Source organism: Paenibacillus sp. HWE-109 (assembly GCF_022163125.1).
GTDB lineage: Bacteria > Bacillota > Bacilli > Paenibacillales > NBRC-103111 > Paenibacillus_E.
Window position 1 is genome coordinate 1,178,553 of the sequence record NZ_CP091881.1, and the last position, 23,280, is coordinate 1,201,832.

Annotated in this window: 23 protein-coding genes; 22 read left to right on the forward strand and 1 reads right to left on the reverse strand. The window is 47.0% G+C overall.

Features of this window, described 5'->3' with window-relative positions:
- Window positions 1-116: 116 nt before the first annotated feature.
- The 22 genes from LOZ80_RS04860 (at window position 117) to LOZ80_RS04965 (ending at window position 21,844) form a co-directional block, all read left to right on the forward strand.
- Window positions 117-1,310, forward strand: coding sequence for an ROK family transcriptional regulator (locus LOZ80_RS04860; protein WP_238170361.1), 1,194 nt, complete (start codon window positions 117-119; stop codon window positions 1,308-1,310).
- A 124-nt stretch (window positions 1,311-1,434) separates the two neighbouring features.
- The gene (locus tag LOZ80_RS04865; RefSeq protein WP_238170362.1) at window positions 1,435-2,583 is read left to right on the forward strand and encodes a Gfo/Idh/MocA family protein; all 1,149 of its coding nucleotides are present in this window, start codon (window positions 1,435-1,437) and stop codon (window positions 2,581-2,583) included.
- A 419-nt stretch (window positions 2,584-3,002) separates the two neighbouring features.
- Complete coding sequence (locus tag LOZ80_RS04870) at window positions 3,003-3,683, forward strand: ThuA domain-containing protein (RefSeq protein ID WP_238170363.1); 681 nt, start codon at window positions 3,003-3,005, stop codon at window positions 3,681-3,683.
- Entirely contained in the window at window positions 3,680-4,723 is a 1,044-nt protein-coding gene (locus LOZ80_RS04875; RefSeq protein ID WP_238170364.1) for a glycoside hydrolase family 88 protein, read from the forward strand. Before LOZ80_RS04870 ends, LOZ80_RS04875 begins: the two co-directional genes overlap by 4 nt.
- Complete coding sequence (locus tag LOZ80_RS04880; RefSeq protein ID WP_238170365.1) at window positions 4,720-5,679, forward strand: PfkB family carbohydrate kinase; 960 nt, start codon at window positions 4,720-4,722, stop codon at window positions 5,677-5,679. Before LOZ80_RS04875 ends, LOZ80_RS04880 begins: the two co-directional genes overlap by 4 nt.
- A gap of 29 nt (window positions 5,680-5,708) precedes the next feature.
- Window positions 5,709-6,752 carry a zinc-dependent alcohol dehydrogenase gene (locus LOZ80_RS04885; RefSeq protein ID WP_238170366.1) on the forward strand — a complete coding sequence of 348 codons (1,044 nt, stop codon included), beginning with the start codon at window positions 5,709-5,711 and terminating at the stop codon, window positions 6,750-6,752.
- Window positions 6,753-6,792: 40 nt separating this feature from the next.
- Window positions 6,793-7,779 carry an SMP-30/gluconolactonase/LRE family protein gene (locus LOZ80_RS04890; protein WP_238170367.1) on the forward strand — a complete coding sequence of 329 codons (987 nt, stop codon included), beginning with the start codon at window positions 6,793-6,795 and terminating at the stop codon, window positions 7,777-7,779.
- 11 nt (window positions 7,780-7,790) lie between these two features.
- Window positions 7,791-8,753, forward strand: a complete 963-nt coding sequence (locus tag LOZ80_RS04895; protein WP_238170368.1) for a phosphoglycerate dehydrogenase — start codon at window positions 7,791-7,793, stop codon at window positions 8,751-8,753.
- Window positions 8,747-9,685 carry a shikimate dehydrogenase family protein gene (locus tag LOZ80_RS04900; RefSeq protein ID WP_238170369.1) on the forward strand — a complete coding sequence of 313 codons (939 nt, stop codon included), beginning with the start codon at window positions 8,747-8,749 and terminating at the stop codon, window positions 9,683-9,685. The genes LOZ80_RS04895 and LOZ80_RS04900 overlap by 7 nt, the downstream gene beginning before the upstream one ends.
- Window positions 9,686-9,727: 42 nt before the next feature.
- The gene (locus LOZ80_RS04905; protein WP_238170370.1) at window positions 9,728-10,321 is read left to right on the forward strand and encodes a glucose-6-phosphate isomerase; all 594 of its coding nucleotides are present in this window, start codon (window positions 9,728-9,730) and stop codon (window positions 10,319-10,321) included.
- A gap of 3 nt (window positions 10,322-10,324) precedes the next feature.
- Window positions 10,325-11,305 (forward strand): aldo/keto reductase, encoded by a 981-nt coding sequence (locus tag LOZ80_RS04910; protein ID WP_079421430.1) that lies wholly within the window; start codon window positions 10,325-10,327, stop codon window positions 11,303-11,305.
- Window positions 11,306-11,459: 154 nt separating this feature from the next.
- Window positions 11,460-13,250: a cache domain-containing sensor histidine kinase gene (locus LOZ80_RS04915; protein ID WP_238170371.1), complete on the forward strand. Its 1,791-nt coding sequence runs from the start codon at window positions 11,460-11,462 to the stop codon at window positions 13,248-13,250.
- A gap of 5 nt (window positions 13,251-13,255) precedes the next feature.
- Window positions 13,256-14,884 (forward strand): response regulator transcription factor, encoded by a 1,629-nt coding sequence (locus tag LOZ80_RS04920; RefSeq protein WP_238170372.1) that lies wholly within the window; start codon window positions 13,256-13,258, stop codon window positions 14,882-14,884.
- A 106-nt stretch (window positions 14,885-14,990) separates the two neighbouring features.
- Window positions 14,991-16,373, forward strand: coding sequence for an ABC transporter substrate-binding protein (locus LOZ80_RS04925; protein ID WP_238170373.1), 1,383 nt, complete (start codon window positions 14,991-14,993; stop codon window positions 16,371-16,373).
- An 87-nt stretch (window positions 16,374-16,460) separates the two neighbouring features.
- Window positions 16,461-17,342, forward strand: a complete 882-nt coding sequence (locus LOZ80_RS04930; RefSeq protein ID WP_238170374.1) for a carbohydrate ABC transporter permease — start codon at window positions 16,461-16,463, stop codon at window positions 17,340-17,342.
- Entirely contained in the window at window positions 17,342-18,187 is an 846-nt protein-coding gene (locus LOZ80_RS04935; RefSeq protein WP_238170375.1) for a carbohydrate ABC transporter permease, read from the forward strand. The genes LOZ80_RS04930 and LOZ80_RS04935 overlap by 1 nt, the downstream gene beginning before the upstream one ends.
- A 122-nt stretch (window positions 18,188-18,309) precedes the next feature.
- Window positions 18,310-19,284: a phosphotriesterase family protein gene (locus LOZ80_RS04940; protein WP_238170376.1), complete on the forward strand. Its 975-nt coding sequence runs from the start codon at window positions 18,310-18,312 to the stop codon at window positions 19,282-19,284.
- Between the two features lie 13 nt (window positions 19,285-19,297).
- Window positions 19,298-19,960 carry a bifunctional 2-keto-4-hydroxyglutarate aldolase/2-keto-3-deoxy-6-phosphogluconate aldolase gene (locus LOZ80_RS04945; RefSeq protein ID WP_238170377.1) on the forward strand — a complete coding sequence of 221 codons (663 nt, stop codon included), beginning with the start codon at window positions 19,298-19,300 and terminating at the stop codon, window positions 19,958-19,960.
- A 27-nt stretch (window positions 19,961-19,987) separates the two neighbouring features.
- The gene (locus LOZ80_RS04950; protein WP_238170378.1) at window positions 19,988-20,584 is read left to right on the forward strand and encodes a manganese efflux pump; all 597 of its coding nucleotides are present in this window, start codon (window positions 19,988-19,990) and stop codon (window positions 20,582-20,584) included.
- Window positions 20,585-21,041: 457 nt separating this feature from the next.
- Entirely contained in the window at window positions 21,042-21,233 is a 192-nt protein-coding gene (locus LOZ80_RS04955; protein ID WP_238170379.1) for a hypothetical protein, read from the forward strand.
- 45 nt (window positions 21,234-21,278) lie between these two features.
- Window positions 21,279-21,440, forward strand: a complete 162-nt coding sequence (locus tag LOZ80_RS04960) for a hypothetical protein (RefSeq protein WP_238170380.1) — start codon at window positions 21,279-21,281, stop codon at window positions 21,438-21,440.
- Between the two features lie 2 nt (window positions 21,441-21,442).
- Window positions 21,443-21,844, forward strand: a complete 402-nt coding sequence (locus tag LOZ80_RS04965) for a hypothetical protein (protein WP_238170381.1) — start codon at window positions 21,443-21,445, stop codon at window positions 21,842-21,844.
- 25 nt (window positions 21,845-21,869) lie between these two features.
- Here the strand turns inward: LOZ80_RS04965 and LOZ80_RS04970 are convergent, their stop codons facing one another.
- On the reverse strand, window positions 21,870-23,228 hold the full coding sequence (locus LOZ80_RS04970) for an extracellular solute-binding protein (RefSeq protein WP_238170382.1): 1,359 nt from the start codon (window positions 23,226-23,228) through the stop codon (window positions 21,870-21,872).
- Window positions 23,229-23,280: the final 52 nt, after the last annotated feature.

The window sequence follows — 23,280 nt, forward strand, 5'->3', positions numbered from 1 at the left end:
AATTATTTGGTATAGTCTGATTGATATGTTAGAGTTAGATAGGAATGATATGTAGGTTTGTAATTCGAAAATTAACGAATGGACATGGATGAAAGTGGTGAAATGAGATGCACTCCATGACGGCTAATGTTCTCCAGAGGATTAGGAGAGCAAAGTTTCCGCTGTCGAAGGCTGATTTAGCTGAAGCAACAGGCTTATCTTTGTCCGCCATCTCTGTACATGTGGATCGATTACTTGAAGAAAAGATAATCGAGATATCAAGAATTGGGGTTTCATCAGGTGGAAGGAAACCTAGGCAGTATGCATTAAATAAACATATAGGATTAATTTTGTCGATTGAATTAGGAACTGCTTTTGTTCGCCTTGCCTTTACAAACTTTAATTGCGAAATCATTTGTGTAACAACCTGCGAAATTCAAATCGGGGATGGTCCCATTCCTATTTTGACGCATATCCTTAAACTTGTTGATCAAATGATTTTAGAAAATAACTTTGATCGTACTTCTGTCAAAGGTATTGGCTTTGGCATACCAGGGCCTGTTGATTTCTCGAAGGGCGTTCCCATTTCCCCCCCGTTAATGCCTGGTTGGGATAGTTATCCGATCAGGGAGTTTTGGTCCAAATATTTCGATTGCCCTTGTTTTGTTGATAATGATGTGAATATTATGGCACTAGGGGAACATGCTAAGGGATTACAGTTCGCATACAGCAATATCATTTATGTGAATGTTGACAGCGGGATTGGTTCAGGGATTATTTATAACGGCGTGCTGTATAGAGGATCCACAGGAAGTGCAGGGGATATCGGCCATTATGATATCGGGACGGATGTCGTGTGCTGGTGTGGAAATAGAGGGTGTCTCGAAGCTTCCGCAGGGGGAAAAGCTATCCTTTCAAAAGGAAAAGAGCTTGCGCGTTCCCATAATAGCCACTTTTTACTGCAGAGACTGGGTAGTCGCAGCGAGTTGACACTTGATGATATTGGGACTGGAGTCCTTCAACTGGATCCAGTGTCTGTTGAGCTGATCCGGGAAAGTGGAAATTTGATCGGAAGAGTGATTGCTTCAATCGTTAATTTCGCCAATCCTGACCTTATCATTATTGGAGGAAAGGTTGCGGAGTTTGGAGACATTTTTCTGGCTGCTATACGCCAAAGTGTTTATCAGAGGTCATTACCACTCGCTACGAGAAATTTAATCATAAATAAATCGAGTCTTGGCGAAATGGCGAGTCTCATTGGCGGCGCCTTTATGGCTATTGATCAACTTATCATTCAATCGACTGAGGATGAACTTAAAGGCATTTTTTAATGAAAAATTTAATGAACACACACTTTTTACTCTGGGAGAAGGTGTGTGTTTATTTTTTTATCGTAACTTTTAACGTTGACCGTTAAAAGTATAACTGATATAGTCAAAAGTATGGAGGGATGGTATGAAAAAAATAAAAACCGCAATTATTGGAGCTGGTTTTATAGGGAAGGCCCATCTTGAAGCAATAAGAAGATTGGGATTTGTTGATATCGTGGCTATAGGGCAAAGCAGTCAGCTTCACGCAGATGAGTACGCAAGCTCTCTTAAGATTCCGAAGGCATACGGAAATTACATGGATCTGTTGCGTGACAATGAGATTGAGGTTGTGCACAACTGTACGCCTAACCACCTTCATTATGAAATAAATAAACAAGCGTTACTGCACGGGAAACATCTACTTTCGGAGAAACCTCTAACTCTTACAAGCGAAGAAGCTAAGGTTCTTTATGAATTAGCCCAAGTAAAGGGGCTAATTACGGGGATTAATTATAACTACAGACAGTTTCCTATGGTTCAGCAACTGAAAAATATGGTCCAAGACAATGATCTTGGCGAAATCCGAATTATTCGAGGGAGTTACTTACAGGACTGGCTTCTTTACAATACAGACTACAATTGGCGTATGGAACCTCAATACGGAGGCGAGACACGAGCGATAAGCGATATAGGTTCCCACCTTTTTGATCTCGTACAATATGTGACGGATCTCAGAATTGTAGAAGTTCTAGCTGATATTTCTGTTGTCCATCCGAAACGTTATAAGCCAAGTAAAAGCGGTATATCCTTTGAGGTGAACTCAGATGTTAGTGTGAATCTGGTAGATATTAATACCGAAGATTATTGTTCGGTTATGGTGAAGTTTAGTAATGGAGCTCGGGGCATACTTACCGTCTCTCAAGTATCTGCAGGCAAGAAAAATGCCCTTGAAATAAACTTGGATGGGTTAATTTCTTCTGGAACCTGGAAGCAAGAGGAACCATTCCGTTTACAGATGGGCTATAGGGATAAACCGGGTGAAACCATATTAAGAGATCCTAGCTTGCTCAAGAAGAAAGCGTTGCCATACTTGCATTACCCAAGCGGTCATGAAGAAGGTTGGACAGACAGTCTTAAAAATATGATGAATAACTTTTATGAGGCGATCGTAAATAATGATGTGCTTTCTCACTCTGTCGCGACTTTCAAAGAAGGGTATCAAATTATGCTTATCAACGATGCTATTGTGAGAAGTGTAAAGACCGGCACATGGGAGCAGGTCAAATCTATCTAGGAAGTACATAATATGCAGGAAGCAGGGGAAGCCACTCCAATGATTCCTGATTTATGGTATTGCGGATCAAGAGGAAATCGAGGAGATCAGCCGACTTAATAGCCAGGGTCTGAGTTCAGGGACTGTTATGTACGGAATGACGAAGATGGTGACAAGTAAAAACAAATAAATAGAGTTATGTCGACTGTTGCGACGATAGTTGGGAATTGCAAGACCGGAACTCCAAGGGGAAAATGGGGTTCCGGTTTTTTTGCGTTATAAGAGCAAAGGAAAGGAACTAAGCATCGAATAAATATACAGGATTTGCGAAAGATGTAGGGTACTGCCCGAGTGCTAATGCTTATATGATGAATTTGAGAAAGAAAGTTGGCTGTACACTGGATCTGGATAAATGAGTTGGATGCTTGTAAGGAGGACCTATGTATAAAATACTTGCTGTCCTGGGGGACTACTATCATCACCGGGAATTACTCGAAAAGTCTTTGATGTCAGCGGTGCTTTCCGCTATCGGAGATCGGACTTCTACGGAAGTGAGAATAATTGAAATGAACGATTTGATCGGTGCATTAGACGAGCGGCCGGATGCTGTCGTTCTATTCAAGGAGAATCGGCTTGATCCCGAAGGTGATTCGCAATGGATGTGGATGACGGAGGAAATAAGTGAAGCGATCCAACAGTATGTCATGCGTGGCGGCGGCTGGCTGGCCTGGCACTCCGGCCTTGCCTCCTACCCGGCAAATGGCGGGTATGTCCAGATGCTGAGAGGTCATTTCCTCTCACATCCGACGCTGCATCAGCCTGTAGATTATGAAGGAGCGGGCATCAGGTTTACGATACTGGACGAACACTATTTTGTAAGTTGTCAGGAAGATCAGACCGAAGTCTATTTACGTTCTTCCTCCGTAGATGGGAATTCCATCGCTGCTTGGAGACATACCTTTGGAGATGGCAGAGTGAGCTGCTTCACACCGGCTCATCTTCCCGATGGATTAGAACATGCGAGCGTCATTCAACTATTGGGAGAAGCGCTTGCTTGGTGTGCGGGCGTAAGCAATTCGGTGAGCAAGCCAATCGCAATAAAGGAGGAAACGCAGCTGTGACAGATAGGGCGCCTAACTTGATTGAAGATGAGCAGCGAGTGGAACGAGTAAAAAGAGCACTGCTCAGCATGCAAAGATTTTCCTGGGAACAAGGGGTTGCAGCTCAAGCAATGTTAGAAAGCGGCGATTCAGAGCTGGCGATCTTGTTAGCGAGAGATGCGGTTGTTCGGCAAGATGCTTCGGGTAAACTGGGTGTCATGAATGACGGATACTCGGTTACCGACTCTGCGGCCAATGGCGAAGCCGTTGCCTATGCAGCTAAGCTCACGGGCGACCCGATGTTTGTGCAGGCGGAGGCAAGCATGCTCGAATGGCTGCTGCACCAAGCCCCCCGAACAGAGGAGGGGATTTTGCACCATGTGGTAGATAAGCCGCAGGTTTGGATTGATTCATTCTATATGGCTCCGCCTTTTTTGGCGGTATGCGGTTATTACCAAGAAGCAGTAAGACAAGTTGATGGCTACTGGAAGCTTCTCTGGGACCCGGAGGCCAGGTTGTTTTCCCATATATGGGATGATGGGGCGAAATCATTCGTTCGCAAAGCGCATTGGGGTGTAGGCAACGGGTGGGCAGCTGCCGGCATGGTCAGGGTTTTGGACAGCCTTCCCGATTCGATGAAGGTGGAGCGAAACCGCATTTCTGGCTATTTGCTGGAAACGATTGACGGTTGTTTGCTGCGTATGCGCGAAGATGGATTATTCCACGATGTGATGGATGATGCAGAGACATTTGTCGAGACCAATGCAGCGCAAATGCTAAGCTATACCATTTATCGGGCTATTGGAATGGGACTTCTGGGCAATGGCTATGCACGCTACGCGGATGATATGCGCAGAGCTGTTCACGGACGTGTCGACAGCGATGGACTCGTTCAGGGATCGTGCGCGGCGCCATTTTTTGATCGGCCGGGGACCGCTCCGGAAAGTCAGGCATTCTTCATGCTGATGGAAAGCGCAGCTAGGTCATTCGCCCTGCTAAGCGCAAATAGAGCTGGAGAAGCTGGAGCGTCAACGGAGAACGGTAAAGGAGGGGAGTCATGAGTCTGGATGTCATTTGTCTAGGGGAATTGTTAATTGATTTCGTTTCCACGAACAAAGATGTACCTTTGACGGAGAGTACAGGTTTTCTTAAAGCACCAGGCGGAGCGCCGGCCAATGTTGCAGCTGGTATTGCAAGATTAGGCGGAACTGCCGGATTCATCGGCAAGGTCGGGCGCGATCCGTTCGGCTACTATTTGAAAAGCGTGCTTCAGCATTTGAAGGTGGACACCTCCTATTTGGCGTTCGATGAGGAGGCCCGGACTACGCTCTCCTTCGTGGCGCAAAAGCCGGACGGAGATCGGGAATGCATGTTTTATCGTCACCCTGGAGCGGACATGCGTCTCACGCCAGAAGAAATTGTAGAATCCTACATTTGCAATGCGACAATTTTTCATTACGGCTCTATTAGCTTGGGCAGTGAAAGCAGCAAAGCAGCTACCCTTCGTGCACTTGGATATGCGCGTGCCCACAATCTGCTGATTTCTTATGACCCCAATTTGCGAATGGATCTGTGGCGAGACTCGGAGCAGGCACGCAAGGAAATTAATGAAGGGTTCGGCTATGCCGATTTTGTCAAAATCAGTGAGGAAGAGTATCCGTTCATAACGGGCTGTCAAGATGTCGAGTCCTGCGGCCGGTACATTCTAGAACGGGGAGCCAAGCTGGTTGTCGTTACGTTGGGCAAAAACGGGAGCTATTACACAACGGGGCAATCAAGTGGATATGTAGCTGGATATGCTGCTCAGGTTGTGGATACAACGGGAGCCGGAGACGCTTTCGTGGCAGCGATGCTGCATAACTTTGCGCATTGTATGAAAGATGGCGTACCCCATCTGGAGCAAGGGCTGCCTCAGATGCTGCTTTTTGCCAATGCGGCTGGTTCCCTAGCGACTACGCGCATCGGCGCGATTCCTTCGCTGCCGACGAAAGAGGAGGTAGAGGCGCTGCTAGTTTGAGCGCTTCGTGCAGAGAGGAGTCAGAGGCTATGAAAAGTCTGGTTGTAGACAAAGACGGACAGCTAGCCATCCGTGAAATAGCGAAGCCCGTGCATGGGGAATATCAGGCGTTGGTGAAGATGGTTAGCTGCGGCATTTGCCGTGGAACGGATATGAAGCTGATTCATGGGGAATTCAAAGGATTTGATACGTATCCTGCGGTGCTGGGGCATGAAGGGGTAGGTCGTGTGGTGGAGACGGGGGCACGCGTACGGCATTTGCAAGTTGGAGACTTAGTGCTGCTGCCGTTTCTCGAAGGCGTGACGGACGGGGTTCATTCTGGATGGGGAGCTTTCTCTGAATATGCGGTTGTAGGAGACAGCAAATCTTTGCTCGAAGATGGCAAAGGGCCGGGATATCCGGAATTCTCCGAAGCTTACTATGCCCAGCAGCGGCTGCCGCATGATATTGATATCACGGTTGCTCCCATGATCATTACCTTTCGCGAGGTGCTCAGCGCTTGCAAGCGTTTCGGATTCCGCCCCAATGCGAGTGTGGTCGTTTTTGGAGCGGGTCCTGTCGGGCTTACCTTCATCACGTTTGCCAAGCTGCTGGGTATGGGACCCATCATCGCTTCTGTAACGAGTGACGCGAAGGTGGAAGAGGCGCTGCAAGCAGGTGCGCACTACGCCTTTAATAGCAAGCAATGCGATTTGACAGCAGCGGTAAGAAACATTTGTCATAACGGTGTGGACTTTTCTGTAGATGCTGTCGGTAAAAATGAAATTATTAACCAGAGTATGGAACTGCTTGCACCCTACGGGCATATTTGTTGCTACGGGATTTCACCCGAAACCCAAATGCGTCTGGATTGGAGCAAAGCGCCGTATAACTGGCATCTGGATTTCATTCAATGGCCCTCTAAGCTGGAAGAATCGGAGAGCCACCTGCAGGTGATGAATTGGATTGCGTGCGGTGTTCTGAAACCAGAGGCATTCGTATCAACAGTATTCGACTTTGATCGCATTCTGGATGCGTTCGAGTTGGTTGGAACAAACAGCGGACTGAAGAAAACAGTGATCACGTTCAAATGAACGAAGGGACGAAACACATAGATTGAAGGAGGAATTTAAAATGAAAGAACCAAGATTGTTCACATTATTGCCGGAAGAGCATGTTACGACACCCGATGGTATGGCGGTAGCATCAGATGGAACACTGGTGCTATCCTGTCCCAATTTCGCCGATCATTCCCGGCCAGGCTGCCTCGTCAAAATCGATTCCCACAGACAAGTGCGCAAATGGGTCGAAGTACCGGTTCATGCGGATACAGGAATCGCTTGCCCGATGGGCATCGCTTTCGGACCGGACGGTGACGTGTATATTTGCGACAATCAAGGCTGGTCGGGCTCGGAGGCAGGCAGCTTCAAAGGCCGGATTCTGAGGCTTCGCATCGTGGATGACCGAGTGGTTGCAGCGACTGTTGTTGCGCAAGGGATGGAGCATCCTAACGGGATTCGCATTCGCGGCTCGCATATGTATGTCACACAAAGTGTGTTGACCAAGGTAAAGGATCCTACGGGACTGCTGCGAAGCTGTGTGTATCGGTTCGGACTCGACGAGGAAGGCATTCAGATCAACAATACGCTGGATGATCCTCATATGCTGACAACGCTGCTGACCCTCAATGAGAACGATCAATATGGTGCCGATGGCATTGAGTTCGATCCGCAAGGCAACTTGTATGTAGGCAATTTCGGCGATGGAGCCGTCCACAAGATTACGTTTAATTTGGATGGTACAGTGAAGGACAACGTCGTTTGGGCGAAGAACCCAGATCAACTGCAGACGACCGACGGCATGGTGATGGACGAAGATGGCCATTTGTATATTGCCGATTTCTCAGCCAATGCAATTGCCAAGGTATATCCGGATGGCACAGTCGAACGGTACGCCCAAAGTCCGGATTCCAATGGTTTCAATGGTGAACTCGATCAGCCTAGTGAGCCGATTATCTGGAATGGGAAGCTGATCGTTTCTTGTTTCGATCTGGTAACGGGTCCTGGCAAAGTGAATACCAAGCATGAACTGCCGGCAACGATGTCAGAGCTCGATTTATAAAGGAGTCTTGTATGGAAAAAGTACTAATCACTCCGAAATCATTTCATAATTACAAGGAAATTGTATACCCGCTCATGGCCGAGCGGGGCTATGAGATCGTGGAGAACCGATTCGGGCGAACGATGACGGAGCAGGAAATCATTGAGCTTGCCAGTGAAGGCGTCGTCGGCATCATTATTGGGGTTGACCCGCTGCCGGCAGCTGTGCTGGAGAGATGCAAAGATGTGCGCGCCATCTCGAAATACGGGATGGGCCTGGACAATATTGATCTTGAGAAAGCCAAGGAGCTTGGCATCGAAGTCAGAAATGCGGCGGGCACGAATCACATTTCGGTAGCCGAGCACGCGATCGGTCTCCTCTTTGCTTTGGCTAGACACATTCCGCAAAATGTTACTGCGGTCAAGCAGGGCGGGTGGGAGCGGGTCTTAGGCGTCGAGCTAACCTCCAAGATCATCGGTGTGGTTGGCGGAGGCCAGATCGGAAGAGAGGTTGCGCTCCGAGCCAAAGGTCTTCGCATGCAGGTTGCCATGTACGACCCTTACATGCATGATGAATCCTTCCTGGAGAAGAACGGTATCCGCCGTTTACATGATCTGGATACGCTGCTGGAGCAGTCCGATATCGTATCGCTGCATCTTCCTTATACGCAGGAGACGAAGCACCTGATCAACAGTCACACATTGGGCAGGATGAAGCGCTCAGCTCTGATTATCAATACATCCAGAGGGGAACTTGTGGACGAAGAAGCTTTGTATGACGCTCTTGCTGGAGGCGTAATTGCTGGAGCCGCTCAGGATGTATTCTCAATGGAGCCGCCGGAAGCGGGCCATAAATTGTTAGGCCTGGAGCAGTTTCTGCTAACTTCACACACAGGGGCTTTCACCAAAGAAGCCGTGGAGCGAATGGCGACGATATCGACATACAATTTATTAAATATGCTGGAAGAACATTCGAAAGGAGCAGCACGATGCTAAAGCTGCAAAAAGCCGAAAGGCCAACCCTTTATTTCATTGGCGTGACGACGGCTCAATCTTCAATTATGAAATTATTCCCGCTCTGGGCGAAAGCACTGGGGCTCAAGGATGCCATCATTCGAGGGATCGACATCGGCATTCACGCTGATGCTGATCTGTACAGGGAAGCTGTTGAATTCATTAAAAATGATGAACTATCGCTTGGAGCATTGGTAACGACTCATAAAATCGATCTTTACCATGCAGCCAAAGATTTGTTTGATTATCTGGACCCCTATGCGACGATGTTCGGCGAGCTTTCCTGCATTTCCAAGAAAGACGGCCGGCTGGAAGGCTATGCCAAGGACCCCATCTCCAGCGGGTTGGCTCTGGAGGCTTTCGTCCCCGAGGGCTACTGGGAGGAGCATGGTGGTGAGCTGTTTGTCATGGGGGCAGGCGGCAGCGCGATCGCAATCTCTGCTTATCTGCTTGATCCGCGCAAAAAGGACCGGCCAACCAAACTAATCGTGTCCAACAGGAGCAAGCAGCGTCTGGACGAAATAGAACGGATCATGAAGCTGGTTGCGCCCGATGTCGCCGCCGCCTATTATTTAACGCCAGAGTCGGCTAAGAACGACGAAATTCTGAGCGGGTTAAAGCCGCATTCACTGGTCGTTAATGCCACAGGGCTTGGTAAAGATCAGCCCGGCTCACCAATTACCGATGAGGGATGTTTTCCATCCCAAAGTTTGGTATGGGAGCTTAACTATCGAGGTGCTCTTGATTATTTGCACCAAGCCAACCGCCAGAAGGAAGGAAGCCTGCTTCACGTCGAAGATGGCTGGATCTATTTTATTCACGGCTGGACGCAAGTGATTCAGGAAGTCTTCCATCTGGACATAGATCCAGCTGCATTTGCAGAGCTGGAGAGCATCGCAGGCACCTTGCGTTAACCCTTTTTGCCCGACTTTACCGAAAGATTGGAGAGAAACTAGATGAGTTTACAAGCTGTCACGATCCCTTTTTCGGCTCATTTTGATCTGAGAAACGGAATATCGAAAGAGTACACCTCCACCAAACGGATGTTGTCTAAAATGGCTGGAATGTATGAGAATGATAAAGCATTCACTAATTTGGTAGCGGAAGGCGATCCGCTTGTCTATGAGTTTTATGAGCTGACGTTGCCAGAAACCCCTAACGAGCTATTGTTTGGTACGAGCATTGTGCATCCTGGGAAAGTTGGACGTGAATATTACATGACGAAGGGTCATTTCCATACCATTCTGGATACTCCTGAAGTGTATTATTGCTTAAGCGGAGAAGGGTATATGCTGATGGAGAATCCAGAGGGAGAGTGGCAAGCCGAGCGTTTCACCCCTGGACAGGCGGTATACGTCCCACCTCGCTATGCCCACCGAAGCGTGAATACAGGGAATGAATCACTTGTGACTTTTTTCGTGTATCGCGCGGATTCAGGTCATGATTACGGCACAATTGAAACCAAAGGTTTTCGCAAGCTGATTGTTGAAGAACAGGGTGCTCCAGTCGTTGTCGATAACCCAAAATGGCGTGACGGAGAGGTGAGTTAACCGATGGAATATACCTATCTCGGAAGAACTGGGATGAAGGTTAGCCGGCTTTGTCTTGGCACTATGAACTTCGGCGTGTCTACCGATGAAAAGGAAGCATTCCGTATAATGGATGAAGCGCTGGATGCAGGCATTAACTTCTTCGATACTGCGAATATTTATGGTTGGGGCGAGAATTCGGGTGCTACCGAAACCATAATCGGCCGTTGGTTTGCCCAAGGGGGCAATCGTCGCGAGCGAGTGATCCTTGCTACCAAGGCTTACGAAAAAATATGCAATCCGCTCGATGGGCCTAACGATGAGAAAGGATTGTCACTGTACAAAATCCGCCGACATTTGGAAGGATCGCTTCGCCGCTTGCAGACGGAACATGTCGAGCTATTCTTCATGCATCATATCGACTGGCGAACGCAATGGGATGAGCTGTGGGAGGCTCTCGAAGGCGTGGTGCGCCAAGGGAAAGCCGATTACATTGGTTCGAGCAACTTCGCCGGTTGGCATCTCGTCAAAGCACAGGCGGCTGCCAAAGATCGCAAGTTCATGGGGCTGGTCGTTGAGCAGCATATTTACAGCCTGCTCAATCGGACGCCCGAGCTGGAAGTTCTACCGGCTGCGAATGATCTTGGAATTGGCGTTGTCGCATGGAGTCCGATGGCAGGGGGCGTTCTAGGCGGCAGCGCGCTTAATTCGACTTTAAGCAACCGCACCGCACAACAGAAGGCTGTTATTGAGAAGAACAGATCTAGTCTCGAAGCGTATTCCGCTCTTTGTCGAGAGCTCGGGGAGAAGGAATCTAACGTCGCTCTGGCTTGGGTGCTTGCGAACCCCGCGCTTACCGGACCGATTATTGGACCGCGTACAGTTGAGCAGCTGCGTGATGTGCTCCGGGCTGTTGAGATCAAGCTGGATGCTTCTGTTCTGCAAAGACTTGACGAATTATTCCCCGGGCCGGGTGGTCCGGCTCCCGAATCCTATTCTTGGTAAATCATCGATGAAAAAAGATACTCTCTCAAGCATGATAAAGCTCGTTTCCTACAAGGAATCGGGCTTTCAATCTTTTTATTCAAAAGATGGTCTAATTCTAGTACTCTATAGATATTGAACTATCTTTCGCGCAGTAAAAATGGGAGGGAACATCATGTTGGCGAGAATCAGGAAAGCATATCTAGAGCTCCCGATCCGTTTAAAGTTTCAAATCTGGTTCATGCCATTATTAATTGTCTCGGCTGGAAGCATCGGATTCATCTCTTATGTAACCGCTTCGAACCAAGTGCTGGATAAAATTGCTCAAGCGCAAAACAACATTTCCTCACAAACGGTTTCCCATTTGGATTACTTGGCCAAAGATATTTATGATATTTACAGTTATTTGTCGCTTTCGTCAGAGCTGCACGACTTGCTCTCTCCAGAGGCCAGCTACAATTCCGCTCAGGTGGTCAACTCGATGATTAACCGACTGCTAAGCACCCGGCAATTTTTCCAATCCCTCCTGATTTTTTCTGACAATCATCCTACGATTAAATTCAATAGCTTGAATAATAACGAAATTATTAGCTATGAGGCATACAAAACGAGCGGGATTTATCTTCAAACGGTTGCTCAAGTTGTCAAAGGCGCTTGGGGAGTGGAGGAAGGTCCAATGAAGCTGTTTATTGGCGACCAGCGCAGGAAGGTGTTTTACAGCAAAGTGCTCGTGAATCCGGAGAGCCTTAAGAAGGAAGGGCTAATGATCATCGGCATGACGGAGGAGGATTTCCGCAAATCATTTGGTCCCGCGCGTGATAACGTTGAAATTATCGTAATTAATGAGGACGGAACGATCCTCTCTGATTCCGACGGCAAGTGGAGCGGCCGCGCGTTTACGGAGCTGCCTTATTATAATCATGTTCCGTTCAGCAAGGTGGATTGGGACAAGAACGAGAAACAATGGCTGATCACACATACTGCTTCTGCAGCGACGGGCTGGCATGTGCTTGTTATCCAGCCAAAGATCGAGGAGCTTAAGCAGCTGAATCAAATTCGTTGGTTGACTATTGGCTTTGTTGTGATGATTCTACTCATTAACGTGCCGCTTAGCTGGCTTCTCTCCAGACTCTTCTCCAATCCGTTGATGCGGATTCTGAGATCGATGCGGGAAGTTCAAGCCGGAGATTTCCAACAGCACGTTGAGATTGAGCTAAGAGATGAGATTGGCCAGCTTGGCAAAGGGTACAATACGATGGTTATGAGAATCAAGGAATTGATTCAAGATGTATATGAATCCAAAATATCGCAAAAAGAGGCTGAACTCAGGATGCTGCAATCGCAGATCAATCCTCATTTTCTCTATAATACGCTGAATTCGATTACCTGGATGTCATATCGTGAAGGTGCTGAGAAGACGGCCGATATGATTCAAAGATTGTCTGAATTTTTCCGCTTTAATCTGAGTCAGGGCGCGGATGTCATAACGATCGAGAAGGAGCTCATGATTGTTGAAAATTATTTTTTTCTCAGCAAAATTCGCTTTAGCGATAAGTTAACTTATTCGATTGAAGTGGAGGAGCATCTCCGGCAGTTCCGTGTGCCTAAGCTGCTTCTGCAGCCGCTTGCCGAAAATGCTGTGGTCCACGGGATCGAGCAGATGGAGGGGCAGGGCTTTATTCATCTATCCATCCGTGAAGAGGGTCAGCAGCTCATATTCGAAGTTACGGATAATGGCATGGGGATGGCGCCGGATACGCTTGAGAGACTAAGAATGGCGGTTCTCATGGAGAAGCGAATCGGTTCTGCGGACATGGAAGGCGGCTTTGCCTTGCTGAACATGAGGGAGCGATTACAGAATCATTTCGGAAAAGGGATCGCAATTGAAATCAATAGCCGGCTTCACTTCGGCACATCGGTCAAATTAAAAGTCGATATGAGCGATGCTCAATATAGAGAGGAATGAGGGGCATGCATAAATTGTTTATCGTTGAAGACGAGCCGGAATTTCGCGGAGGCATTCTCACGATGATCGATTGGGAGTCCGAGGACATCCTCATTACAGGGACCGCCTCCAACGGCCTCAGAGCATTGGAGATGATGGAGGCTGATAGGCCGGATATTGTTCTTACGGATATCCGCATGCCGATCATGTCCGGACTGGAACTCATTGAGGAAATATCCAAGCGAAGCTGGGATCTCATTCCAGTGCTTTTAACTGGGCACAGCGAATTTGAATATGCCCAGCAGGCTGTCAAACTCGGCGTGCTCGATTATATTCTTAAACCTTGCAATCCCAAGCAAGTCCAAGAGGCTATTGTGCGAGCCAAAAGCAAATTAGTTGGCAAGCGGAGCCAAGATTCCCAGTTTGGCCGATTGGAACGGCAGTGGAATGCCAATATCCAAACGATCAAAGAAGATAGGTTAATGAAGTGGCTTCGATCCACCGATCCACAAAACGTGGGAAATTGTCTGGAGGAAATCGCTGAATACGGGATAAGGCTAGTGAACAATCCCGCTTTGGTTATTGTATTCCGGTTCGATACCAAGGAATTAAAGACCCTTGCCTATCGGGATGCCGACCTGGCACTCATCCGTTACGCGGCTTCGAACATCATGGAAGAAAGTATTGGAGACCTCTTCACGGGCAAGCACGAGCTGCTGACGCTTGAGGATCAATTCATCTTGATTGCCAATGCGCCGCAAGCAATGACTCATACGGAAATTCAGATGAGTCTTGAAGGGATACAGCGTAATTTAGCCGTTTTTTTAAAAGTGAGCGTAAGCATTGGTGTGGGATCAGCGACTAGTCTGGCTGAGATTGGCCATTCTTACCGGAAGGCAAAGGAGGCGCTGTCGCGTCGTTTTTTCCATGGAGCAAACGGCTTGTTTATCGCATCCGAGGCCAAGGAGCTGGAGTCATCTGCAGGGGATGCTTCTAAATTTCAGGAGGATTTCGCTGATTTTGAACGGCGTATTCGCGAAAATATCGCTTCAAGCAATTTTTCGGATTTTGTCATAGAGGTGGAGGAGTGGCTGAATACGTTTCGGGAGCAGGATCTTTCCATCCAACGGATTCATTTACACACGTATTCATTAATTGACTCGCTGATTAAGGAAATTAAAGCTGCAAACGGGGATTCCGGCAAATTATATGAAGAGCAGTTCGAAGCCTATGCCGAGCAGGTGCAGTGCCAAGAAACGTTCGAGGAACTGTCAACGCTTTTGACCGTTGTTATTCAGAAATTCGTTGAACTTAGAAATACACAAAAACCGCTTCATAAAACCATTAAGTATGTACTATCCCTGATAGAAGACAAATACATGACGAATTTGACGCTGAAATCGATTGCCGAAGAGGTTTTCATATCCCAATCTCACTTGTCAACGTTATTCCGCCAGGAAATGGGGATTAATTTTCTCGACTATTTGCATCAGTTCAGAATAGATAAAGCGAAGCTTTTGCTCAAACAGGAGAATGGGAAAGTCTACACGGTAGCACGTGAGGTCGGGTATTACGATGAAGCGCATTTTGTCCGCTTTTTCAAAAAATGGACGGGAATGCTGCCCTCCCAGTACAAAAAACAAAATGGCTCCTAATAAACATACAGCTTTACCGAAGAATCATAGGTTATGCCCCCAATGAGCCTGTTTTATAATGAAATTACAGCGCTGATGCAAGATTAAATGATATGGAGGGGTTCTTTTGAAAAAGTTTCTTAATACGGTTACGGTCATTGTGATGTTTGCCAGCCTCGTTACGGCTTGCGGGAAACCGGATCAAGCAGGGTCAAGCAGCACGACAGACAAAGCCCCAAGCGCGACCAACACGCCTAACGCAGATAAAAAGACAGAGAGCGGTCAGAAGGTCGAAATTAAGTTTTTCAGCAACAACCCGGATCGCGGAGGTGGTCAAGGGAAAGCAGAGCAGCTATTAATTGACCAGTACATGAAAGAAAATCCTAACATTAAGATTTCAGTGGAAACGCTTTCTCCAGATCCTCAGTTCCAAGATAAGCTGAAAATTTATAACGTTTCGGAGACTCTCCCGGATGTCACGATGATGTGGGGAGGCGCACGCTATCTCGGACCTTTGGTTAAGAACAATGCGCTTGTCAGCTTCAACAAAGAGGACTTTGCGGGTCAAGGCTTTATTGATGCAGCATTCGATTCTTTCACGTTGAACAATAAGATTTATGGAATCCCTAAGAATACGGACTTTTTGGTCCTGTATGTCAATAAAAAAGTGCTTGCCGACCGTGGATTGGAGCCTCCTAAAACAGAAGCCGATCTTTTCAAAATTGCTGAGAAATTGAAAGGCACCAATGTTGTGCCGATAGCGCTGGATGGTAGAGATTCGTGGCCGCTAGGCTTGCTGTTTGATGCCGTTGTAGCCCGTCAATCTGGCGGTTTCGACTTGTATCATAAAGCGATCGATCGCTCAGGCTCCTTCAAGGATCCAGCAGTAATCACCTCAGCGAAAAAATTGCAGGATATGGTGAAAAGCGGCGTATTCGGCGAAGGCTTCCTGAACTTGGATTACGGAGCAGCTAGAAATTTGTTCGGACAAGGCAAAGCTGCCATGTACCTGATGGGCCAATGGGAAATGGGAGTTTCGACCGATACGAACTTCCCGGATGATGTGCGCAGCAACATGATCGCCATTCCGTACCCAGCTTCTGATGATGGCAAGAGTCCGACAACCGATCTTCTGGCCTGGTTTGGCGGCGGATACAGTGTATCCAGCAAATCGAAAAATTCCGGTGAAGCCAAGAAATTTGCCATCTGGATGTTCAAAAAAGAGAATTGGTCCAAAACCGTTTGGCAGAATGGCATTACGTTCCCGGCGCAATCCTATGATGAGTTCAACACGGGCAAGGAAACCCAAATTCAAAAGGATCTGACGAATATTCTCAAGTCGGCCAAAGTGTTCAGCGGAGCGAACTCGCAGGATCGTTTCTCTGCTTCCACATCCAAGGGCTACCTGGATGCCATTACAGAGCTGTTGGCGCTCAAGTCAACACCTGAGAAGTTTGCTGAATCCATCGACGTTATTGCCGAAAAATCAAACAAAGAGTTGAATCCGTAATTCAATAGTTGGAAACGGAACATGGAGCAAAGCATAGTTGAGGGTTTTGCTCCCTTTCACAGAGAGAATTGGAAGTGGTGGAGGAACATGAACAAACTTTGGATGGAGAAACGGAATATTGCTGTGTTAATCATGCCGGGGCTGGTATTCATTCTCGGATTGATTTTATTGCCTATTCTGGTCGCGCTTTATCTAAGCTTTACGAATTATGACGGGGTAGACTATCGCTTCCTCGGTTTGGACAATTACAAAGAAATTTTCTTCCATGATCCTGTGTTCTGGAGTTCGCTTCGCAATGCAGTCTTACTCGGCGTAGCGTTCATCCTGCTGCAGCATCCCCTGGCCATCTTGATGGCGATTGTTACCCCTCATACCGGCAGGTGGGAACGTTTCCTGCGTGTAGTCATTTTCATTCCGTCCATTATCTCGACGTTCGTGACCTCGCAAATGTGGGTGAGCATTTTGTCGGTTCAATATGGGCTGCTTAACCGGGTTCTGGCTGACATTGGGTTGTCTTCTTGGAAGCAGGACTGGTTAGGGAACCCGGATATCGCTATTTTCTCCATTATCTTCGTGGCGATGTGGCAAGGCTTTGGATATGCTTATCTGCTCTACTATGCAGGAATCAAAGGCGTTCCGTCTGAGTTGTATGAGGCGGCAGTCGTCGACGGAGCCAACAAATGGCAGTACAATTTGCGGGTCGTGCTCCCGCTGTTGTCTCCTGTCATCCGTATTAACTTCGTCCTCGCCGTCGTTGCTGGATTTAAACAGATGGAGACGGTCTTCTTGATGACTGGAGGCGGACCTGCCAACAGCACGCAATTTCTGGCGACGTATTTATATTCCAAGGCGTTCCGCGACGGGCTATTCGGTTACGGAAGTGCGATCTCCGTTCTGTTCGTATTCTTCTGCCTGCTCCTGACACTGTTGATGAATCGCTTGCTGAAGAAAGATGTAGGTGAATTCTAATGAGGACCTTATCTAAGCCTTATACACAATTGGTGCAGATAATCTTTTATCTAAGTTTGGCTCTGGTAGCAATCGCACAAATATTCCCATTAATTTGGATGATCAACTTCTCGCTGCTGAAAAGCGGTGATTTCTTCGGCAGCTACATTTTAAAATGGCCGAGCCCTTTCCAATGGAAAAATTATGCCGACGCGTTTAAGCTCGGACATGTGCCCGCTTACCTGCTGAACAGCGCGATTGTTGCTGTTGTCGTTATCGCGGTGACCGTCATCGTTTCGCTGATGCTCAGCTATGTGATCGCAAGAATTGACTGGAAATGGAATAAATATTTGGCTGGCCTTGTCATGATTTGTATGATTGTACCGCTGTATTCAACGCTTTTGCCGAATTTCTTCATATTCAATAAAATCAAATTAATCGATACCTATTTCGCCCTTATTTTACCGAATATTGCTTTTCTAATCCCTTTAAGTGTGTTTATCTTTATCGGATTTCTAGAAACCACACCTCGGGCAATCGAGGAGGCTGCCGTTATTGATGGGCTAAACTTGCTGGGCGTTGTTTTTCGCATCATTATTCCAATATCCAAACCCGTGATTTCGTCTGTTGCCGTTCTGGCCTTCCTAAACACTTGGAACGAATTCATTATGGCGGTTACCTTCATACGAACAGATACGTATAAAACATTACCCTTTTCGCTGATTCAGTTTACTGGTGAATATGCATCCAATTATGCTGCTCAATTCGCAGTAATGACTGTGATCGCGCTCCCTTCTGTTCTCCTATACATGATTTTCACAGAACAAATTACGAGCAGCTTGACTGCTGGAGCCGTTAAGGGCTGAAAGGTTTGTGCTATTAAGGTACCGCTAGCATTCAATGCCCAAGCTGTCCATAAGGCTATCAGCCGAAGGACAGCTTTTTCATTAGAAAGAGAAATTCCATGGACGGGGAGGTTTAGCTTTGCATGCTTATTCAAACAGTAAGAGGCCCTGTCGCCATGCAGGACTTCGGTTTCTGCCACAGCCATGAACATTTGTTTCTCGCTCCCGGGCAGCCTTCCTCATTAAATCCGGCCCTGTGCCTTGACGATTACGACCAAAGTGTAGAGGAACTGCTTCTCTTCCAAAGCTGCGGAGGCCGAGCTATTGTTGATGCCCAGCCTTTAGGCTGTGGGAGAATCGAAGCGTGGCTACTGGAAGCCTCGATTCGCACAGACACTCATATCGTTGCTTCGACGGGCTTTCACAAACTTAGCTTTTACCGGGATGACCATTGGATACGAAAATATGAACAGGACCGGTTATTTGACCTATTCGTTCATGAGCTTACAGAAGGCATGTTCCTTCGCACGGACCTCGATGAACCGAATAGCTGCATGACGGCCAAAGCGGGTGTGATCAAAACCGCCATGGATGAGGAGCGAATGAACGATCCTGATAAAAGGTGGTTTCACGCTGCTGCTTATGCCGCAATCCATACAGGCGCACCTATTCTTTGCCATATTGAATCCTATACTCAGGCTGAAACGTTGGTGAATATGTACTTGGAGCTCGGAGTTCCTGCTGGGCAAATCATCATCTGCCATTTAGATCGAAAGCTGGACCATTTAGCCATGCACCGTAAACTTGGGGAAATGGGTGTTTATCTGGAGTATGATACGATTGCTCGCTACAAGTACCACTCGGATGAGGAAGAAGCGCGTCTTATCCGTCAAATGATGGACTGGGGGCTGGAGAAGCGAGTTTTACTGGGCCTTGATACGACCCGGGAACGCATGAAAAGCTACGGTGGGAAAATAGGCTTGGATTATATTAGCCGGCACTTTATTCCTTTATTGAAACACAACGGGGTCAGCAATGAACATATCCGTTTAATGATGACGGACAACCCGGCAAACGCGTTTGCCTTGAAAGCAAGCAAACCCATATCGGCTAATTAGGAGGCATTTCATCATGGAAAAAGAACTGATTATAGCTAAAATCAAACAAAGCGGTCTAGTCGCTGTAGTAAGGGCAGAGGATGAGAAGCAAGCTGAGCAGATTGCGATTGCATGCATGGTTGGCGGTATTAAGGCCATTGAAATCACCTTCACTATACCTGGTGCGGAGAGAATTATCGCCTCGCTCGCCCGAAAGTTTGATCCACATGAATGCCTGATTGGAGCTGGCACAGTGCTGGATGCCGAAACCGCCAGAACCGCTATTCTGGCTGGAGCGCGGTACATCGTGAGCCCTTATTTGAATATCGACACAGTGACGCTCTGCCACCGTTATCGGGTGCCGATCATGCCAGGAGCAATGACGATTAAAGAAGTCGCCGAATGTTTGGAAGCTGGGGCTGATATCATTAAGGTGTTCCCAGGTGAGTTGTTCGGGCCAGCCTTTATTCAGGCAGTCAAAGGTCCGCTGCCTCATGCTCAGCTTATGCCAACTGGCGGCGTGACTATCCAGAATGTATCGCAATGGATGGAGGCGGGAGCTGTCGCGGTTGGCGTTGGAGGAAGCTTGACTGCGGGAGCCAAAACGGGTAATTACCAGGCGATTACGGATACTGCTCTAGCCTATATGGCGTTGATTAAGAAGGCTCAATCCAATGGACTGGCAGTGCCTATCTGATCATTGGGCTTGCATGGAGGTAGGGAAATGCATTGGTTTTCAATTATAGGAATTGGTATCGCTGCCAACCTGGATAATTTAGGGATTGGTCTTTCATTTGGTGCTCGCTCTACCAGGGTTCCTTTTATATCGAATTTGGTTATTGCAATTCTTTCGATGATTGCTTCTTATCTCTCTACTACCTTGGGCGATGTAATTTCACAATACATTCCTAGCGATATTACAAACTGGAGTGGGGGTGTCCTACTCGTAATTATTGGACTTTTTGCAATCAAGGCGGATTTGAAAATGAACTCGGTACAGCATCGTCATCAAGGAATCACTTCTTTACTGCATAGTCCCAATATAGCGGATCGGGATGGAGATAAAGTGATTTCTTGGAGGGAGTCCATTACTCTCGGAATTGCGCTTGCGCTAAATTGTACTGTAGGTGGATTTGGAGCTGGGGTGACCGGATTATCTCCATTCATGACGACGATATCCATAGGTATATTCTCGCTACTAACCATACATATTGGAGTTCGAACGGGGCAGCAAATAGCTAGAACATGGCTTGGCAAATGGTTTAATCGATTAGGGGGTATTCTTTTAGTTCTGATTGGATTGTATGAAGTGTTTGTATAATGCTGGTTGCCATAGCGAAGTTCCACGGAGCAAAGCCCCGATACCTCACAGGTATCGGGGCTCTACATCTAATGAACTGTACGATGCTTATAGACGAGAAAATGGCTGCTTTTGCGATTTAATGAACTGGATTGGCGTTATCGAGCAGTTTTTAGGCGGAAAGGTGATTGTTTTCTTGAATAGCGCATCTGGAAATCGTTAGATTTTCAGAATGAGCGATTTTGACCGAATAAAGGGTATTGAGTTCGTTACGGGGGAACTTGCTTCTCCTTAAGGTACCTTGACTGGGGAAACCTAGCCGTGAACTAGGTAATGGGTTCAGGAGAATAAATTTGGTGAAATTATTGAAGTCGAAGCGGGCTTCTGGCATTCCAGCGATCTTGATCCGACCAAAGTGATTTATTGGAGAAGGCGAATCGCGACGAATGGCGAATATGGATGCATGGGGGATTTAGGCATGCACTTCTTGCACCTGCCTATGCTTTATGGCTGGAAGCCGAAGTCCGCAAGGGCCTTATTGTCCAAAATCGTACCCGAACGATCAGATGGAAAAGGAAACATGGTGCCCTGTGAAACGTGGGACAATGCCATTCTTGCCTGTGATGTTGAAATGGAAGGCCGACTTGCCCCAGGCAATGCGAACACGTGATTTATTCGGATAACAGGTACGGACTTCTCGGATTCGATTCTCCAAATGTGGGCAGCCTACTGTGATGAGCTGGAGCATGGCAAGGATACACAGCAGCCTTTCTACTGTGCAACGCCAGAAGAGGCCAAAGGAAGCCATAGGGTTTTTAAAGCAGCGTTGGAATCGAACCGGGCAGGGCAGACGATACCGATCAACTGGAGAGATTAGCTTTGAGTCAGAACGAGGCGGAAGTGATCATTGCTGGGCATATCTGCTTGGATATTATACCAACGATCTACGACAAACAATCTGGGATGGATGCTTATCTGGTTCCGGGTAAGCTCGTTGATAGTGGTCCAGCTGTTATTTCAACGGGAGGCGCAGTTTCCAATACGGGAACTGCGCTTCACCGTCTGTCGCGCAAGTACCAGCTGCAGCTAAGCCGCTGCTTGCCCCGGCAGTGGGTAATGGGACTGCGCGGCAGATACCGGCAAAGGCAGCCTTTGATTGGTATTTGGAGCTTTCCGTCGGTGCAGGAGATTGGCGTTATAGAATTAACAAGTTCTCTAAGTAAGCTATACTTCCTGTGGGAGGCTGTGCATGGGCACAGCCTCTTTATTCTTGTCCATTAACGATCATAGATAATAGATATTATATTCAAGAAAATGTATTAGCCAACGCTTGAGGGGATTCTAGACCTAACCAGAATAAACTCATTTCCGCGGTCAATTCATCGGTTGAAATATTAGGGAATAATTCACGTAGAAAATAATTGTTCTGCATGAGAGATCCGTGGACATTCAACGCATGCAAAGATTGTTCGTCCCTAATCGACGTGTTTATTTTCTCTTTGACAGAAAGGAATGGCGAATTCCAACAAAAAGAAGCTTGCACATCGTCTTCAAGGGAAATCTTTATAAATGCTTCAGCCAGCGGCACATCGCTGCAATCCTTAGGAATCATTAATGCGCTAGCTTGCAATAGCGTGGCTTTGACTTCTCCAAACGGGAGTGGAGCTATTCTGGGTTCGAATCCAATGTTTTTATCTTTCCAAGTAGACATCTCCAAAGTTGTTGTTAGTACCATCGCTGATTTCCCACTGACAAATGGGTTTTTCGGTCCTGGCATCTCCGTATAAACGGTAGCGATCCGTTTGCGGAAAAATAAGTCCTGAATGAGCAAAAGTGATTTTTGAATAATATCTTTTTGAGAGGCCTTTTCTAATGTATTTAAGCCATTCTGCAAGGCAAATACGGGCCAACGTGTCAAATACGGGAAGATGGAAAATCCATATTGGACAATAACGTCATCTTCCAATTTCGTTAATCTTTGTGCAGCGTCGATGAAGTCATCTAATTTCCAATTCTCATTAGGCGGTTGTATGCCATCTATTTCGAACATGACAGGATTGTACACTAAAAAAACGGGCGTAAAGGTAACGGGGGCTGCTTTGATTTCATCGTTAAGGCGGTAATAATTTAAGATTTTGGGATAGATTGTTGCTGTATTATCATCGTTTAGAACAGGTGTTAGATCCATGAAAGCGTCCATGGTTTCTGCCTCTGTAAATTGCAGGTCGGACGAAAGTATGATATCAGCATTTAAGCCAATATCGCAGCTTTGACGGAAGGATTCCCAGAAATTATCTCGGGGTAAATGGACGATCTTTACATCCACATTCGGATACTTTTGTTGAAAGGCTTTAATAATTTGAGGCAGACCATAGTCAACGAAGTAAGCGGGAGCTGGCGAAGCTATACGCAAAGTCTTCCGTTTGGATGGCTCAATAACCAAATCTAGTGGAACCATTGTGCCCAGTCCGACCTTTTTCGTGATGAGCATCTCTTTTTGCAATAAATCCAACGCTTTTCTGACCGAATTTCGGCTTAATTTATAATATTTACATAAGTCACTTTCAGGAAGCAAATATTCTCCTGGTTTAATAAAGCCAGAAATAATTTGTCCCTTCAATGTATTGTAAAGTGTCGTATATAGAAAATCACTTTCTCGGCGCATAAAAAGACCCCATTCCTCTCAGACAAAATTAGTATTGACAAGGGATAATATC

What these genes read in the sequence shown, in the direction of transcription:
- LOZ80_RS04860 (WP_238170361.1), top strand. Translation starts at nt 117, where the DNA reads ATGACGGCTAATGTTCTCCAGAGGATTAGGAGAGCAAAGTTTCCGCTG.
- LOZ80_RS04865 (WP_238170362.1), top strand. Translation starts at nt 1,435, where the DNA reads ATGAAAAAAATAAAAACCGCAATTATTGGAGCTGGTTTTATAGGGAAG.
- LOZ80_RS04870 (WP_238170363.1), top strand. Translation starts at nt 3,003, where the DNA reads ATGTATAAAATACTTGCTGTCCTGGGGGACTACTATCATCACCGGGAA.
- LOZ80_RS04880 (WP_238170365.1), top strand. Translation starts at nt 4,720, where the DNA reads ATGAGTCTGGATGTCATTTGTCTAGGGGAATTGTTAATTGATTTCGTT.
- LOZ80_RS04885 (WP_238170366.1), top strand. Translation starts at nt 5,709, where the DNA reads ATGAAAAGTCTGGTTGTAGACAAAGACGGACAGCTAGCCATCCGTGAA.
- LOZ80_RS04890 (WP_238170367.1), top strand. Translation starts at nt 6,793, where the DNA reads ATGAAAGAACCAAGATTGTTCACATTATTGCCGGAAGAGCATGTTACG.
- LOZ80_RS04895 (WP_238170368.1), top strand. Translation starts at nt 7,791, where the DNA reads ATGGAAAAAGTACTAATCACTCCGAAATCATTTCATAATTACAAGGAA.
- LOZ80_RS04900 (WP_238170369.1), top strand. Translation starts at nt 8,747, where the DNA reads ATGCTAAAGCTGCAAAAAGCCGAAAGGCCAACCCTTTATTTCATTGGC.
- LOZ80_RS04905 (WP_238170370.1), top strand. Translation starts at nt 9,728, where the DNA reads ATGAGTTTACAAGCTGTCACGATCCCTTTTTCGGCTCATTTTGATCTG.
- LOZ80_RS04910 (WP_079421430.1), top strand. Translation starts at nt 10,325, where the DNA reads ATGGAATATACCTATCTCGGAAGAACTGGGATGAAGGTTAGCCGGCTT.
- LOZ80_RS04915 (WP_238170371.1), top strand. Translation starts at nt 11,460, where the DNA reads ATGTTGGCGAGAATCAGGAAAGCATATCTAGAGCTCCCGATCCGTTTA.
- LOZ80_RS04920 (WP_238170372.1), top strand. Translation starts at nt 13,256, where the DNA reads ATGCATAAATTGTTTATCGTTGAAGACGAGCCGGAATTTCGCGGAGGC.
- LOZ80_RS04930 (WP_238170374.1), top strand. Translation starts at nt 16,461, where the DNA reads ATGAACAAACTTTGGATGGAGAAACGGAATATTGCTGTGTTAATCATG.
- LOZ80_RS04935 (WP_238170375.1), top strand. Translation starts at nt 17,342, where the DNA reads ATGAGGACCTTATCTAAGCCTTATACACAATTGGTGCAGATAATCTTT.
- LOZ80_RS04940 (WP_238170376.1), top strand. Translation starts at nt 18,310, where the DNA reads ATGCTTATTCAAACAGTAAGAGGCCCTGTCGCCATGCAGGACTTCGGT.
- LOZ80_RS04945 (WP_238170377.1), top strand. Translation starts at nt 19,298, where the DNA reads ATGGAAAAAGAACTGATTATAGCTAAAATCAAACAAAGCGGTCTAGTC.
- LOZ80_RS04950 (WP_238170378.1), top strand. Translation starts at nt 19,988, where the DNA reads ATGCATTGGTTTTCAATTATAGGAATTGGTATCGCTGCCAACCTGGAT.
- LOZ80_RS04955 (WP_238170379.1), top strand. Translation starts at nt 21,042, where the DNA reads ATGCACTTCTTGCACCTGCCTATGCTTTATGGCTGGAAGCCGAAGTCC.
- LOZ80_RS04960 (WP_238170380.1), top strand. Translation starts at nt 21,279, where the DNA reads ATGTGGGCAGCCTACTGTGATGAGCTGGAGCATGGCAAGGATACACAG.
- LOZ80_RS04970 (WP_238170382.1), bottom strand. Translation starts at nt 23,228, where the DNA reads ATGCGCCGAGAAAGTGATTTTCTATATACGACACTTTACAATACATTG.